Source organism: Nostoc sp. (assembly GCF_036916975.1).
GTDB lineage: Bacteria > Cyanobacteriota > Cyanobacteriia > Cyanobacteriales > Nostocaceae > Nostoc.
Map to the genome: position 1 here is coordinate 38,027 of NZ_JBALFF010000056.1, position 15,126 is coordinate 53,152.

A 15,126-nucleotide genomic window follows, 5' to 3' on the forward strand; every position below is an offset into this window, starting at 1 on the left:
TTTAAAATTTGTAGAGAATTCAATAAATGGCTGTTTATGAGCAAATTGGCAAAGGCTATGATTTGACTCGTCGCGCTGACCTTTACATTGCTTCACAATTAGCTAAACACCTCCAAATAAAATCAGATTCCTCCTATCTTGATGTGGCATGTGGCACGGGAAATTACACGCTAGCTTTGGCAAAACATGGTGGTGTTTGGAGTGGAGTAGACCAGTCAAAAAAGATGATTGATGCTGCTACGAATAAGAGTAATATTGTAGCTTGGCAAGTTGCAGAAGCTGAAGCTTTACCTTATGCTGATGGGGCTTTTTCCGGTGTGCTATGCACGCTGGCGATACATCATTTTGCTGCACTAACTCCTGCTTTTCGAGAGATTTACCGTGTCTTAGCGGCTGGTCGTTTTGTATTGTTTACTGCCACCCCAGAGCAAATGAGCAAATATTGGTTAGTCGAATATTTTCCAGAGGCTATACATAAATCTGCTGAACAGATGCCAAGTTTAGAAAAGGTAAAATATGCTCTCAATGAGGCAAGTTTTAACTCAGTTAATATCGAACCTTATTCGATTTCCCAAAATTTGCAAGACCTATTTTTATATAGTGGTAAATATCGTCCTGAAATATATTTAGATGAAAATATCCGCTCTGGAATTTCTACGTTTGCTTTACTAGCTTCGGCAGATGAAATCGTAACAGGATGTAAACGGCTAGCAGCAGACATTAATACAGGACGCATCACAGAGATTGTCAAAAAGTATGAAAATAATCAAGGAGATTATTTGTTTGTAATCGCCGATAAAGTAGCAACATCAAACCGCAACGCGAGAGTCATTAGTCATTAGTCCAAGAGATACCACGCCCACAATGCACTTGCTTTGAATTAATCCCGATATGATTACTTTTTTCGCCCACAAGGGGCGAGGTATGTATCAAAAAGTCTTCATCAACTAAAGGGTGAAAATCAGGGGTTGTTAAGGATTTCATCTAACGGTTTTACCCGATTAGCTTCAATATCTGCTTTTGTACGCTCGATTAACTGATCCAATCGACCAGATTTTGCATCTACTTGAATTTGCTTGTCCCAGGCAACATTGAGATATTCTTGAAGCCAATTCGATAGATCCCGTATTTCACCTTCAGACAATTGCATAATACCAGCTTCGATTTCTAAGAGTGAGTTCATCGAGTTATCCTCAATCCAGCACTATACAATATATACTACCAAAATTGACGGAATAATTCAGAATTAGAATTAATGTCAAGTCTTAGTTATGAAGTAATAATTATTAATCATGAATTAGCATGACAGAGAAATGGCTTTCTATCGTTGGCATTGGAGAAGATGGGTTACAGGGATTAAGCGCGATCGCTCGTTCTTTACTCAATCAAGCTAAAGTAATTGTGGGAGGCGATCGCCATTTAGCAATGCTCCCTACAGATGACCAACGTGAGAAACTAGTTTGGACATCTCCCATTAGCGCTTCAGTTGAAGAAATTATCAAACGTCGGGGTGAGTCAATCTGCGTACTTGCAAGTGGCGATCCGATGTGTTATGGCATTGGTGTTACCTTGATGCGGCGAATACCCGTCTCCCAAATGACGATTATCCCCGCACCTTCAGCCTTCAGCCTCGCCTGTAGTAGGGTTGGATGGTCTTTAACTGAGGTGGAAACCTTGAGTTTGAATGGTCGTCCATCCTCTCTACTGCAATCTTACATTTACCCAAAAGCGCGGCTGTTGATTTTGAGTGAAGGGAAGGACACACCCGCCATTGTTGCCGGAATTTTGACAAATCGCGGCTATAGTGGCAGTAAAATAACCGTATTGGAGCGTATGGGCGGCGCTCATGAAAGAATTGTGGAAGGTACGGCTGCATCTTGGAGTGAAACTGAAGTTGCGGCTTTGAATGCGATCGCAGTTGATTGTATTGTTGATGCTGGGGTTATCCCATTACCAAGATTACCAGGATTACCAGATAACGCCTATCACCACGATGGACAGTTAACGAAGCGTGAAGTTAGGGCAATTACCCTAGCAGCTTTAGCACCCACACCGGGAGAATTATTATGGGATGTTGGCGCGGGTTGCGGCTCGATTTCTATCGAATGGATGCGGAGTAATGCTCGGTGTCGAGCGATCGCAATCGAACAAAATTCTTCTAGACTACTATATATTGCTGATAATGCCGCCACTCTAGGTACTCCAAATCTGCAAATCATTGAAGGTAAAGCGCCCCATGTTCTGAAAGATTTACCTGCACCAGATGCGATTTTTATTGGTGGTGGAGTGACAGCAGTAGGGCTTTTTGATGTTTGTTGGGAAGCACTGCAATCGGGTGGACGTTTGGTGGCAAATGTGGTAACGGTAGAGGGTGAGCAAACTTTATTTCAATGGCATGAACGAGTCGGTGGTGATTTAACTCGGATTGCCATTCAACGGGCGGAACCTATAGGGAAATTTTTGGGTTGGCGAGCAATGGCAGGTGTGACGCAATGGGTAGTTGTGAAGTCTGAAAAATCGTGATGCCGATGAGGATAATTCTTCATCAGTTGCAGTCCTTAGAGAAGCCGATGGGGTATCAAACTGTGATACTGTTTAAGACTCAATATTTATATCTTGCAAGAAATCACAAGAAAAGAGCGATCGCTTTCTTTTCTCTCAGTAGTAGTGCGATCGCGCCCTTTTTAAATCTTCGCACTTCAATTACAATGCATTCGCCAAAAATCATTAAAAATAGAAAAGTAAGTTCATTACCAAGTTATGAAACTGAAAGTTGTATTAGAACCCAGTGAAGAAGGCGGATACACCGTCCATGTTCCCTCCCTTCCTGGCTGTATCAGCGAAGGAGAAACAGTAGAAGAAGCATTAGAGAATATCCAAGAAGCAATAGAACTTTACCTAGAGCCATTGGAAGATGAATTGATTACTCAAGAAGGCGTAATTGTCAGGGAATTGGTACTGTGAGCAAAGTTCCCAATTTACCCTATACTCAGATTATCGCTGCTTTAGAACGGGATGGATGGATAGTTGTACGCCAGCGAGGTAGTCACATTAGATTGGAAAAAAGCATACCAGATGAAGTCTTGAAATTGACTGTTCCTGCTCATCGGCCAGTTAAGCGTTTCACTCTAGCTAAGATTTTAAAGCAGGCTCGTATAGACTTAGAAAGATTTTTAGATTTGTTGTAGCCAAAGATGGCATAAATAGCTACTTCCCATCCTCCAGTATTAATGTAGACTCAGCAGTACGCCCAAATTCTTCTGGTGCATATTGCAGGTGAACTTGGGCACCAGGCCAAGAAAATGTACCAGGAGTAACAGAACGGATTAAGTAATGTAGACTATAAACTCCTGGTTCCAGGTGGTCAGCATAGGCGATAATGCGATCGCCATTTATAATTACCTTTACAGTAGTGTGTTCGCCTGTGTTTCAAGTACCCTGTTTATCTACTATTAAATTCCTCAACTTTTCTTCATCAAAAGTAAGCCCGTGACGTTCTAAATATGGGCGTAAATTTATTTTAATGAATAAATCTTTTAGTTCTTGGGCAATTTCTTGGGGTGGATTTCCTAATAATGCGATCGCAATCAAACGTTCTGCTGCTCGAAATTCACCACAGTCTATTGCAAGCGTTGCAGCACTGCGATGTAATACTGAACGAGTCGGCTCGGCATCAAGTTGATTGGCAATCAGTGCAGCAGCTTGAGATTCTTTATCAAAAGCTTGTCGAGAAACTTGACTAGCTTGCTTTAAGTCTCCTCTGAGTTTAGCAGTAAAAGCTGCTTCGGCCAAATCCATCGCCTGTTTATGCAACTCTTGAATCTGACTCATTTTTCCACAATAAAAGATAGGGGTCTGCTAAATTCAACAATAATAATGTAGGCGGGAAATTCGCCATCGGAAGGATTAGTTTGCTCGATTTTTTGTTTTATTCTAGCTCTAACCCTGCTATCATCTGCTTTACGTATACCTGAAACTTCCAGCCTTACTTTATTTTGAAACGGAAGTTCACCTGCTTCGTCTTCGCTACCTAACCAATAATCAAATCCAGTGCCTTTGCGCGATCGCTCAATCACTGTAAACTGAGTCAATTGTCTGATGAGCATAAAGGCAATGCCATAGGCTGCTTGTTCTGTGGTGAACTCTTCATCATTCCAGCAACGGAGCATTTGTTGTGTAACAGGTTGCCAATATAGTCTAAAGCTGGTAGGAAAGTTTCCATTAACTGTGAGTTCTACACCCTGCAAATGACTTTGATCCTCCAAACACACCGCACAAGCTTCTGCTAAAGCTGCTCCAAAAGATGGAGTTATAGCGGGTAGTCCTTCTCCTAATTTAGTTAATACTAACTCTTGGGGTTTATCCAAGCTAAACAGAGCGAATCTTACCGTGATTAGTTTGATTATACTTTAATTGCAGTTACAGAAATGCAATAAACTACAATTACTACTTGCCATCCTCAACCACCAAGGTAGACTCAGCAGTACGCCCAAATTCTTCTGGTGTATATTGCAAGCGAACTTCGGCACCAGGCCAAGAAAATGTACCAGGAGTAACAGAACGGATTAAGTAATGTAGACTATAAACTCCTGGTTCCAAATGGTCAGCGTAGGCGATAATGCGATCGCGGTACACATTCTTAAACCCAAGTTCCCAACTATCGGCTTTTGCTTGTAATGCAGATGTGGTAGTTTGAAAACTTGCATCCACCGCCTCAAAACCTGATGGTAGCGGATCTTTAATCACCACATGATCCACAGAATGATCGGCGATAATTTCTAAACCAATATCAAACACCTGTCCAGAGCCTAAAGTCAAGGGTTTATCGAAAGCGTAAATACCTGTTTTTTGTAAAACTTTCTCTTTATTTACTTGACTAATTTCTCGTGTTATGCGTAAACCGTTAAATCTACCTGGTTGATTTCCTTGCAAGCGATAATTATAAGCAACCAGATAGTGTAAAGTGCCATTACCTGATTTTTGCAGTGTTAAATCATTACGCCCACGAGGTAATTGATTCATCGGTACATTTAACTGTAAACTAGAATTTTTGTAGCCTTGAAAGTGATTTTCTTTTAACTTTTTACCAGCTAATTGGACTGTGGAAACAAAATTAGGTGGTGTTGGTTGCAGTTGGCTATATTCTACCAAAGCTGTTAAGGCTTGGGCATTATTATAGTTAGTTTGCCATGTGCCATCCCGTCGTAATGCGAGAAGACTTTGGAATAACTTATCTATAACTTCGGGTTTACTTTGTTTGGCAATAAATAAACGTATTGCTTGCGCTTGCGTCGCGGTGGATGAACTCATCCATCCCCAATTACCTGGTAAACTTACAACTGCTGTGCGACCAGTTTCATATATACTCTGTTGCAGCTTGTTTACTAATTGTTGAGATTCATTTTGCCATTCTGGGAATTGAGATAAGTATCGCGCCAGTTTAATTTGAGTTACTAAATCAAAGTTATTGCGCTGTTCATAAATATCTGCGAGAAAAGTATTGCGTTTTTCCCCCAATTCTGCTAAGGCAATTAAAGCATTAAGTTGCAGTTGCCTTTTACATAGTAGTTGTTTGCAAAAGTCATATTCTCCAGGGTTTGCGAGAACTTTTTGCAGATAAGTTTTGAGGCAAGACAGCATTGCCGAATCGACTAAATTAGGGAACACCTGACTAGCTTTAGCCAAAGATTCACCCGCGTAAGAAGAAACCCAAGGGTCAGATTTTTCTTGTCCGGGAAAAGCAGCAAAACCACCATCTGCTATTTGCAGTTTTTTTAATTTTTCAATAGCTTGTTTTACTTGTTGGCTAGGATTAAATTCTGAAAATGTCTGACCATATTTTTGTGTAAGATTTTGCAGATTAGCCGTAATCATTAACTGACTTGCAGCAGGTTCTGTAAACGGTAAATCATCATCTCCTAAAACCTGTTTTGCTGGTGCTTGAATCTCTGGAATTAAGGTACTCGCCAACTGAATATCTAAACCTCCCGCATCAGGGAAGGTATTTTTATCAACATTGAGGGGAATTTTTACCTCATCCCCCCCTTTCGTAAGGGGGTTTGGGGGGATTACACCAGTTTCAACGACTTGTTCTGTAATTTCAATTGGCTTAATTTCTAAAGGAACTTCAAAAGCATCTGCGGCTGTACCATTTAGCTGAGTGCTAAAGCGAACTTTACCAACTCCGACGCTATCCGCCAACATTGGAAAGCGATAAGCGTGAGTTGCGGATTCGGCTTTGGTTTGCAAAGAAGTAGCTGTGGGGTTTTTGTCAGCAAATTTCACATTACCGCTAAGTTCGCCATTAATTGAGAGATTTCCTGTATTCCCAGTGTTGTTAGTTACAGATAAACCAGCGAGGATGCGATCGCCTGGACGGGCAAATTGTGGCAAGATGGCATTAGTTAGCAGTGGCTTTGTGGTGATAAATGTCGCGTCTCCATTCCCGAAACGCAGATTTCCATCTGTGGCCACAGCCATCACCCGCCATGTAGTTAAGTCATCCGGTAATTTAAAGGTTATCTGTGCATTACCATTTGCATCGGTGAGAACAGAACCGTTGTAGTAAGCTAAGGCTTGAAAATCTGTGCGAGTGCGAGTATTGGCTGCACCAGTTGAAAAACCACCGCCATAACCCCAACCTTTAGGTTTAGCTACATCTTGTGGTTGTAATATTACATCGGCGCGATTATCGTTAAAGCGGGTAGGTATTACCTGTTCTGCATAAACTGTATCCACTAAATCTGGCGGACGATAACCAGAAAGTTGTAACACTGCTTCATTCACCACCATAACTGTAAACTGTCCTTTGGTGGGATTGCCTTGATTATCCTTCAGTTCCAGTTGTACCGTTTCTTCTGCACCAGGTTCTAATGATGCTTGCACTGGCTTAACTTGCAGTTTTAAATACTTATCTTCTAAGTTAACTTTAAAAGGTGCAAAACCAATCTTCACCAAGTTATCTAAACTTCCTGCTTCCACTTGGTTTATCGGTTTACCTTGTCTGACTAAGACAGCTTCAATGGCTGCATTTGGCAGCATTTCTGGCGTGACTTTAAACTGAATTTGTGGTGCGCTTCCCTGAGTTTTGGTAATTTGCTGATAAAGGGGTTTGTCTTTAATCACAGCAAAATACAATTCTGCATCTGGATAGGGAGATTGAATTAATACAGTAGCGGTTTCACCAGGTTGAAACTCTTTTTTATCTAATTTAACTTCTAAGACATCTTTTTCTTTAGAACCCCAAAATACCGGATTTTCACCAGTTGCCCAAATTTGTAAATCTGTGGCAGTTAATTCGCCTTTTGGGTCACTAAAATTAACTCGAATCCGGTATGAACCAGATTCGGGTGCTGTCAAATTTACCGATTGCGGATTGCTAGCAGATGTAATTTCAGCTTGTCCGACTGTTTTATATTCAACTTGATTTTTTGGAGTTCGGCTACCTTCTAGCAACTGCGTGACGCTGCTGTATTTAATCTGTTGTAATTCCAGCCGCACGGGTTGACCTGTTATCGCTTTTCCTGTAGGGTCAGTAACAATCACTTCAATCGGGAAAGCCTTACCAGCATCAGCGATAAAATTACTTTTTAACCCGATGAGGCGATTACTTGGTAAGGCTGTAAAAGTTTTGGAATTTGCTACAGATAGATTAGAAACATCTGCAACTTGCACATCCACCTGGTAAGTCATCGGATATGGTAAATCATTAGCCACATTCACAGTTTGACTACTTTTCCCATTAGCATCTAGCTGGGCATTAGTTTGTAAGACATCACTAGATATAGTAGGGGTTTCGTCTGGCCATAACCATTGCCTACCAAAAGTAAATTCATCCCAACCTTTAGGAACAAAATTAGCTTGCTGGCGAGTAATAAAGTATTTTGCTTCGCCACCTTCGACAGGCGCACCAAATAAATAATTACTTGTGGCATTAATATTAACTTTGTCGTCAATGAAAGCAAATTCTTTATCTAAGTTAAGTTCGACTTTAAAATTGGGTGGCTTAAACTCAGCTACCCGAAATTCTCCAGAAATCTCTTGCCCATTCTTCCCCTTACCCTGGATTGTATAATAGCCTAAGCGCTGAGTAGTCTTGATGGGCAATTCTAGAGAAAATGTACCAAATTCATTTGTCGTTTGCGTACCTAAATTAGTCTTTTGCCCATCAGGATTAACCAAAATTAATTGGTAAACAGCATTTTTATCTTGTTGGATTATACCATTTTGTAAAAAGTCAGCGAAACCAGTTAACCAAGCTTTTTCACCTGGTTGATATAACTGTCTATCAGAGAAAATTACCCCGCGTGATTCAGGTTTACCAACTTGCCAGCCTGCATCAATACCATAGCCATAAATGCCGCTATATTCTTCAACTCTAGCAAATGCCCAATCTTGATTTTGCCGGGTAATTACTAATAATTGTGGTGATTTATTAGAACTTTCATTCCCAGAATAACATTGCTGTAATCGCTCACGAATAATTGTCAAAGTTCCATTTTCATCAGTTTTACCCGTTGCACAAGGTACAGGTTCGGGGCGAGATTTAGCCTCTAACTTTGATTGATAAATTTCCACAGCAGCCGCTTGAACTGGCGAACCATCTGTAAGATGATTGATGCGAATTAAGCCTGACTCAGGAAACCACTGAGTAAATACGCCCAAATTCGTCAATTCAACCAATCCATAAGTTGTAGGTTCACGCCACAGTTCCTTCCCATTCTCCTGATATTTATTAGTGCGGGCTTGCACTCCATAAGCTAACATTCCCGTAGCTGCACTTATTTTTTCTCGCAGAGGAACAGCAATATCAACTGATTGATTTTTCTTACCCGATACCTTAAAGCTTTGCCAATCAGAAGGTTGTGGTAATAAATCACTACCATTATTAAAATAAACTAAATCTGTCGGTTTAACTACTCGATAAGCTGCTTTATATTTCGATTCTGGGAGATTTCCCGTACTAATATTTAGCTGTAAATCTTTACCTGTGGGGAAAATATTCAAATCTGAGGGTACCCAGATATCCCCAGCTAAATCTCCAGTATCATATTTAAGTGTGATAGGTTTACCTAAAGTTTGCCCAAATTTATCTTTGAGATTTCCACCAATAGTAATTGTATAAGTCTTGGCAGGTTCTAACGCGTAAGGGTTGATGCCGACAATTTTATCTTCATCGTTTATTTGCAGAATTCTCGAAATATCTTTTGGTGCTGGATTAATAGTAATATTTTCTTTAGCTGAATCTGCCACTAAGACGTTATTAAATTCTAGTTGTGGACTGCCTTTAAGAAATCTTCCAATAGTTCCAGCTGCATCTGGCTGTCCGTAAAAGTTAATTTTTTGAAATGCTAAAGGCGAATAAGTTGCTAGCTTACTGGCAAATTCTTTCTCTGTAGGTAGATTACCATAAGCAGGACGTATTCCGGGAGAAAATACTAGCCGATAAGGGGTTGCTTTTTCGAGATTTTGCTGGGGGATGAGGTTATAAATCCAATTGCGTACTGAAGGGTCAAATTTTTCTAAAGGTTCTTCATCTTTTAATGGTTTTTCTTCTTTGTTTAATTCAACTTTAAAACCTGTACCTTTCTTTTTACCTTCGGGGATTAATTGTAAATGTTTTTGTATAGAGGCTAAATCCAATTCTACATTAGAAGTAAACTGTAATTTTTGTTGTAAATCAATTGGTTCGATATCAGCTTTCTCAATGGGATTGACACCGGGTAAATTAGTCAGGTTGATAGATTCGGTATTAAATGTCCAAGGTAAATCTTTGTCTAGTCGATGATTTTTTAAATCGGCTAAACCCGCTTTGAGGGTAACTTGAAATCTTGTTGCTATTGGTAAAGCTTTCTCGGCTTGAAAACCCACCATGCGCGGTGTTAAAAAGCGAAATTGACCAGGTAAAGGCGGCCAAAGTGCAAATTCTTGTAATATTTTCTGCTGTTCTGGACTGTCAAGACTTTCAACTGGGATTAAAGCTTCTTTAAAACGGATGCGGATTTGGTTAAGAGATTTTGCATCTCCAATGGGACTAATTTGTTCAATCCAGTCTGGTAGCTTAGGTGGGGTGAGTGCGGATACTGTTGGGAGTTGTTCTTTATTTGAGTTAATACCAAAAAAATTACACCCTGTCATCGCTAGCATAAATGTAAAGAGAAGAAGAAACTGTATTTTTCTCTTCTGGCTTGAAGTAGGAATAATTTTTTTTAACGAACCGCCAAGTACGCCAAGGAAGAAAGAAAGAATTTTATGGTGGAAACGGAATAAAACTCTGATAATCATATTTTTAGTAATTCAAAATAAAAATTTACAAATTATAGCGAATAAAAGTTTGTATTCCCTCATAGAGTTGGCAATGCCAAGATTAATAAGGGAAGGCGGATGATTATTTTTTACTCAATTATTGGATTTAACTATGTTTATTTACATAGATAACCAATACCGTGTGATTGTTCCGCAAAATCACTACAATTCTTAACTATCAAGAAGTATTTAAGTCTGCAAATATTAATTTATATATGCTAAGTTATAACAAATTAATTGTTAAGTATTTGACATATTTCCTGATTTAGATGTAATTGCCACGTCAAAATTAAGGTAAGTTTTCTTGGGCAGGGATTCCCTGATGAAACTAATTTTACGATCGCTACTCAAAATTAAGCACACTAGTAAGGTTATCCTAGCTGTGCTGCTAATCTGCTTATTGGTACGCTTACTACCTTATTTTGCAGCCATTCATACCGCAGATATTGCCCAAAATCAGTTGGCAATGCAATTTAGCGATCGCAATGGTTTACCATTAGGAACATTACTCACCCGTGACCAAGAACATACATCAGTAGTCCCACTAAATCAGGTTTCGCCCCAGTTTACCCATGCTATTTTAGCCGCCGAAGATGGCAGCTTTTACCATCACGGGGCGTTGGATATGAAAGCTATTATCCGCGCCAGCAAAGAAGCTATCCACGCGAAACGAATTATTTCCGGTGCTTCCACAATTACTATGCAGTTAGCGCGGATGTTAGATCCTGTCCCCCGCAGCTTCTCTGGTAAACTAAGTGAGATTTGGCTATCTTGGCGGTTAGCAGCAGGGATGAGCAAAGATGAAATTTTGGCTGCATATATCAATCGCCTACCAATGGGAGGGAATATATATGGTGTGGAAGCAGCCGCGCAGACTTATTTTTCCATCCCAGCTAGTGAGTTGAATCTTGCCCAAGCTAGTTTGTTAGCTGCTATTCCTAATAATCCCACATATTTTAACCCTTACCAGCATTGGGAACGATTGAAGCAGCGACAAAAATACGTCCTCAATCGTATGGTACGCGATGAGTATATTAGTGATGCGATGCCTACGGCGGCAAGCTACGCAGCCCGAACATCCGCCGAAAAAGTTGTGTTTCAATCTCGCCAACGCGGAATTATCGCCGCACCACACTTTTTATTTTGGTTAGCCAATCAAATTCCCCCTAGCCCTCCTTACAAAGCGGAGAATCAAGCCTCCCTTTTTAAGGGAGGTTGGGGGGATAAATCGGTTATCCGCACGACTATAAATCGCCCATTACAGCAGTTTGTCGAAGCACAGGTACAGCACGTAATTTCTTCTCTCGCCGCTAACAATGTCCATGATGCAGCTGCGTTGGTAATTGACAACCACACTGGCGAAGTTTTGGCTTATGTCGGTTCACCTGATTACTTTAACGAAGCCAAACTAGGACGCAATGATGGAGTACAGGCGCTACGTCAACCAGGATCTACTCTCAAGCCTTTTGTCTATGAATTAGCTTTAGAAAAAGATTTAATTCGCCCAAATACCATTTTGGCAGATGTACCGGCACATTATGCCATTCCCGGCGCGAAACTTTATAGCCCCACAGATTATACCGAACGCTTCCTTGGCCCAGTGCGGGTGCGAATCGCTTTAGCAAATTCCCTAAATGTCCCCGCAGTCAGGGTTTTAGAAAAAGTAGGTGTAGAAACTTTCTTAGAACGTCTGCATCAACTGGGATTTGAACACCTCAATCAAACTCCAGAACATTACGGTTTGGGTTTAACTCTCGGTAGCGGCGAAGTTAGTCTATGGGAATTAGCTAGAGCTTACGTTACTATGGCACGACTCGGAGATGCTACCCCTTTAGTAAGCAGATTTTCCGATTCCCCAATCCAAAATCCCAAATCTAAAATCCAAAATTCGGCGACAATCTGGCAATTAATCACCAACATACTTAGTGACAACCATGCTCGTGCAACAGCATTTGGTGTAGACTCATTATTAAATTTACCTTTTCCGGTTGCTGTTAAAACTGGCACTTCTTCCAATTTTCGTGATACTTGGACAGTTGGCTTCACCACAGATTACACCGTCGCTACTTGGGTAGGCAATTTCAACGGCGAACCGATGCGTCAGGTTTCAGGTGTTACCGGGGCTGCACCCTTGTGGAATCGAATTATGTTACACCTGCACGAACATCAAGAACCAGCAGGTTTTCCACCTCCAGAAGGTTTAGTGCAACTACCTATTTGTGCAATTTCGGGGTTAAGACCAACACCAGATTGTACCTCAGTCGTGCAGGAATATTTCTATCCAAAAGATAAAATTGCCTACGAAGGTGACAATGAATTCAATTTACCACCAGAGTATGATGAGTGGTTGGCAAAACAACAGCAATCGAGTCTTGTTTCTACCAATTTGAGAATTTTATCTCCGCATCATGGCGATTTATTTTTACTGTATCCAGGTGAAGAAGCGAAGCAAAAACTCGAATTTAAATTAGGCGGAAATAAATCTGCGCCTGTTGAATGGCGGCTAAACGGAGAAAAGCTAAATACAAACTCAGCTAATTATTTATTTTGGAATTTGCGTCCTGGTAAGTGGACTTTAGAAGCAAGAAGCGGGGAAATGACCGACAAGGTAACTTTTCAGGTAGAATTAGCTAGGATTAAACCTACGCATCGAGGCTTTTCTATTAGTAATTCTCAGGTAAAGGAGAATAGTCCATAAAGAAAAAAAGGCAGGGATTACCTGCCTAGTTCCGTTAAACAGTTTGATGAGTAAACTATTGCAGATCGTATTGACAAAGCCATTGCAAAATTATGTCAAAGGTATGACCACAAATAATATAGTGCTTCTCAGTGAGTAGCTACTGAACCCCACCCCGAACCCCCTCCCCGCAAGCGAAGAGGGGGCTATTATGTACCTTATTTGATTAGGAAAAGCTAGCTATAAGTAGGTAGACGTAATTAAACATAAGATAAAACCTCACCCTCAATCCCTCTCCGATATTTTGGAGAGGGAAGCCGGAGGCAGGGTGAGGTTTTATATTTAATTTGACCCACTTACTTATCAATAGCGTTTGCTTAAGCTGCACAGTGCATATATTTGCTTACCGCATCTGCTTAATCGGAATCTCAATCAAAAACTCTGTACCCTTACCAGGTGCAGAAATACACTCGATTTTTCCTTTGTGCTTATCTACTATAATCTGGTAACTAATAGATAATCCTAAGCCAGTGCCTTTACCTATAGGTTTAGTAGTAAAGAAAGGATCAAACAATTTAGCCTTAACTTTCTCTGGTATTCCTGGCCCATTATCTTTAATACTAATAATCACATACTCTTCATTCTTAACTTGAGTATGGACAATAATTGAGCTAAGGTGTTTTTTAGCCTCTTTTTTCAAACACTCTTCTTCCCATTCATATAAAGCATCGATAGCATTACTTAAGATATTCATAAATACCTGATTTAGTCCGCCTGCATAACATTCAACAAGCGGTAAATCACCATAGTCTTTGATTATTGCAATTTCCTGCTGTTTATTGTTTGCTTTGAGACGATATTGTAAAATTAATAGAGTGCTATCAATTCCTTCATGAATATCAACAGGTTTCATTTCTGCTTCATCAAGACGCGAGAAGTTCCGCAAAGTTAGTACAATCTCACGAATGCGGTCAGTACCAACTGCCATTGAGGATAATATTTTCGGTAGATCATCAATAATAAACTCTAAATCTATCTCATTAATCAGACTATTTAGTTCTGGGTTGTAATTAAATTTTTGTTGCTGATACAGGTTAATTAAATTTAGTAAGTCCTGACTATATTCTCTAATATGCATCAGGTTACCATAAATGAAATTAACTGGATTATTAATTTCATGAGCAACACCAGCAACTAGCTGACCTAATGAGGACATTTTTTCAGTTTGAATAAGTTGTACTTGAGCCTGTTGCAATTCTTGCAGTGTCTGTTGTAATTGATTATTTTTTTGTTTTAATTTTGCCGTTCTCTCTGCAACTTGCATTTCTAACCTATAGTTCGTTTCTTCTAAGGCGGCTTGAGCAACTTTCTTAGCTTTTAAGTATTGCTGTAATAAATGTAATACTAAAAGCCATGCCGGAATCAGCATTGCTAAACTTATAATAGATTCTAAAATTGCCCAAAACATTCTTTTGTAATAATCATCAACTTTCTGCTGTAACTGAAGTGATATATTACGCTTTCTTTTAGCAACACCATCAGCATAAATTTGTTTTTGATTTTCATACTCCCGGTTAGAAAGTAATATTTCTGCCATCTCTTTTTGATTATTTTTAACTAATTCAAAAGATTTATCTTCCATTGCTACTAACCGCTGATTAGCAGCATCAACTTTTTTAGCATCCTCATTTTCATATACTTTAGGAGCCAGTTTAATAGATTCTTTAATAGCAAGATCGAGTTTAGGTTCAAATTGGCGATAGCGTTCTTCCCAAATAATTTTTCCTGTAGCAGCATTCATGCGTGCTGACATCGTTAAGACTTCATCAAGATAAGTAATTTCATCACTCAGAATTTGGAGTTTAAATTCATGTTTAGTAATACTATTAAAATTATAATATGCTTGCCAATTCAGGCAAATTTGAGGAATAAACAAGACTAATGTCAGTAGTAACGTTATAGGTACTATTTGAGAGGGAACGAATCTGAGTTTATTAGACAGGTGCATTTTTATAATATTTTTTAGATAAATGTTAATTAGTTATGGCTTACGCTTTCAATGCACTGAAAACCTTGATTTTTCATAGGGGCAATTCATGAATTACTCCTACATTTCGTACTTGATGCGTAAGTACTATTAGCGA

10 protein-coding genes and 1 pseudogene are annotated in these 15,126 nt (G+C 39.7%); 5 read left to right on the forward strand and 6 right to left on the reverse strand.

What is annotated here, in order from left to right; translation table 11 throughout:
* The first annotated feature begins 26 nt into the window (after positions 1-26).
* Positions 27-842 carry a class I SAM-dependent methyltransferase gene (locus V7K73_RS12995; protein WP_334880515.1) on the forward strand — a complete coding sequence of 272 codons (816 nt, stop codon included), beginning with the start codon at positions 27-29 and terminating at the stop codon, positions 840-842.
* A 119-nt stretch (positions 843-961) separates the two neighbouring features.
* Here the strand turns inward: V7K73_RS12995 and V7K73_RS13000 are convergent, their stop codons facing one another.
* Positions 962-1,183, reverse strand: a complete 222-nt coding sequence (locus tag V7K73_RS13000) for a hypothetical protein (RefSeq protein WP_334880516.1) — start codon at positions 1,181-1,183, stop codon at positions 962-964.
* A gap of 119 nt (positions 1,184-1,302) precedes the next feature.
* On the opposite strand from V7K73_RS13000, the gene cbiE reads away from it, so the two are divergent.
* The 3 genes from cbiE (at position 1,303) to V7K73_RS13015 (ending at position 3,188) form a co-directional block, all read left to right on the forward strand.
* The gene (cbiE, locus tag V7K73_RS13005) at positions 1,303-2,523 is read left to right on the forward strand and encodes a precorrin-6y C5,15-methyltransferase (decarboxylating) subunit CbiE (RefSeq protein WP_334880518.1); all 1,221 of its coding nucleotides are present in this window, start codon (positions 1,303-1,305) and stop codon (positions 2,521-2,523) included.
* 237 nt (positions 2,524-2,760) lie between these two features.
* Complete coding sequence (locus tag V7K73_RS13010) at positions 2,761-2,964, forward strand: type II toxin-antitoxin system HicB family antitoxin (RefSeq protein ID WP_334880520.1); 204 nt, start codon at positions 2,761-2,763, stop codon at positions 2,962-2,964.
* Positions 2,961-3,188 carry a type II toxin-antitoxin system HicA family toxin gene (locus V7K73_RS13015; RefSeq protein WP_334880522.1) on the forward strand — a complete coding sequence of 76 codons (228 nt, stop codon included), beginning with the start codon at positions 2,961-2,963 and terminating at the stop codon, positions 3,186-3,188. The genes V7K73_RS13010 and V7K73_RS13015 overlap by 4 nt, the downstream gene beginning before the upstream one ends.
* A 19-nt stretch (positions 3,189-3,207) precedes the next feature.
* Here the strand turns inward: V7K73_RS13015 and V7K73_RS29870 are convergent.
* From V7K73_RS29870 to V7K73_RS13030, 4 genes and pseudogenes are all read right to left on the reverse strand, one after another.
* Positions 3,208-3,396 (reverse strand): annotated as a pseudogene (locus V7K73_RS29870) (hypothetical protein); the annotation flags it as partial.
* Between the two features lie 33 nt (positions 3,397-3,429).
* Positions 3,430-3,831 carry a hypothetical protein gene (locus V7K73_RS13020; RefSeq protein WP_334880524.1) on the reverse strand — a complete coding sequence of 134 codons (402 nt, stop codon included), beginning with the start codon at positions 3,829-3,831 and terminating at the stop codon, positions 3,430-3,432.
* Positions 3,828-4,367 carry a hypothetical protein gene (locus tag V7K73_RS13025; RefSeq protein ID WP_334880526.1) on the reverse strand — a complete coding sequence of 180 codons (540 nt, stop codon included), beginning with the start codon at positions 4,365-4,367 and terminating at the stop codon, positions 3,828-3,830. Before V7K73_RS13025 ends, V7K73_RS13020 begins: the two co-directional genes overlap by 4 nt.
* A 79-nt stretch (positions 4,368-4,446) precedes the next feature.
* Positions 4,447-10,146: an alpha-2-macroglobulin family protein gene (locus tag V7K73_RS13030; RefSeq protein WP_442936760.1), complete on the reverse strand. Its 5,700-nt coding sequence runs from the start codon at positions 10,144-10,146 to the stop codon at positions 4,447-4,449.
* Positions 10,147-10,627: 481 nt separating this feature from the next.
* On the opposite strand from V7K73_RS13030, the gene pbpC reads away from it, so the two are divergent.
* Positions 10,628-13,003: a penicillin-binding protein 1C gene (gene pbpC / locus V7K73_RS13035; RefSeq protein WP_334880530.1), complete on the forward strand. Its 2,376-nt coding sequence runs from the start codon at positions 10,628-10,630 to the stop codon at positions 13,001-13,003.
* A gap of 382 nt (positions 13,004-13,385) precedes the next feature.
* Here the strand turns inward: pbpC and V7K73_RS13040 are convergent, their stop codons facing one another.
* Positions 13,386-14,990: a sensor histidine kinase gene (locus tag V7K73_RS13040; protein ID WP_334880532.1), complete on the reverse strand. Its 1,605-nt coding sequence runs from the start codon at positions 14,988-14,990 to the stop codon at positions 13,386-13,388.
* Between the last annotated feature and the right edge of the window lie 136 nt (positions 14,991-15,126).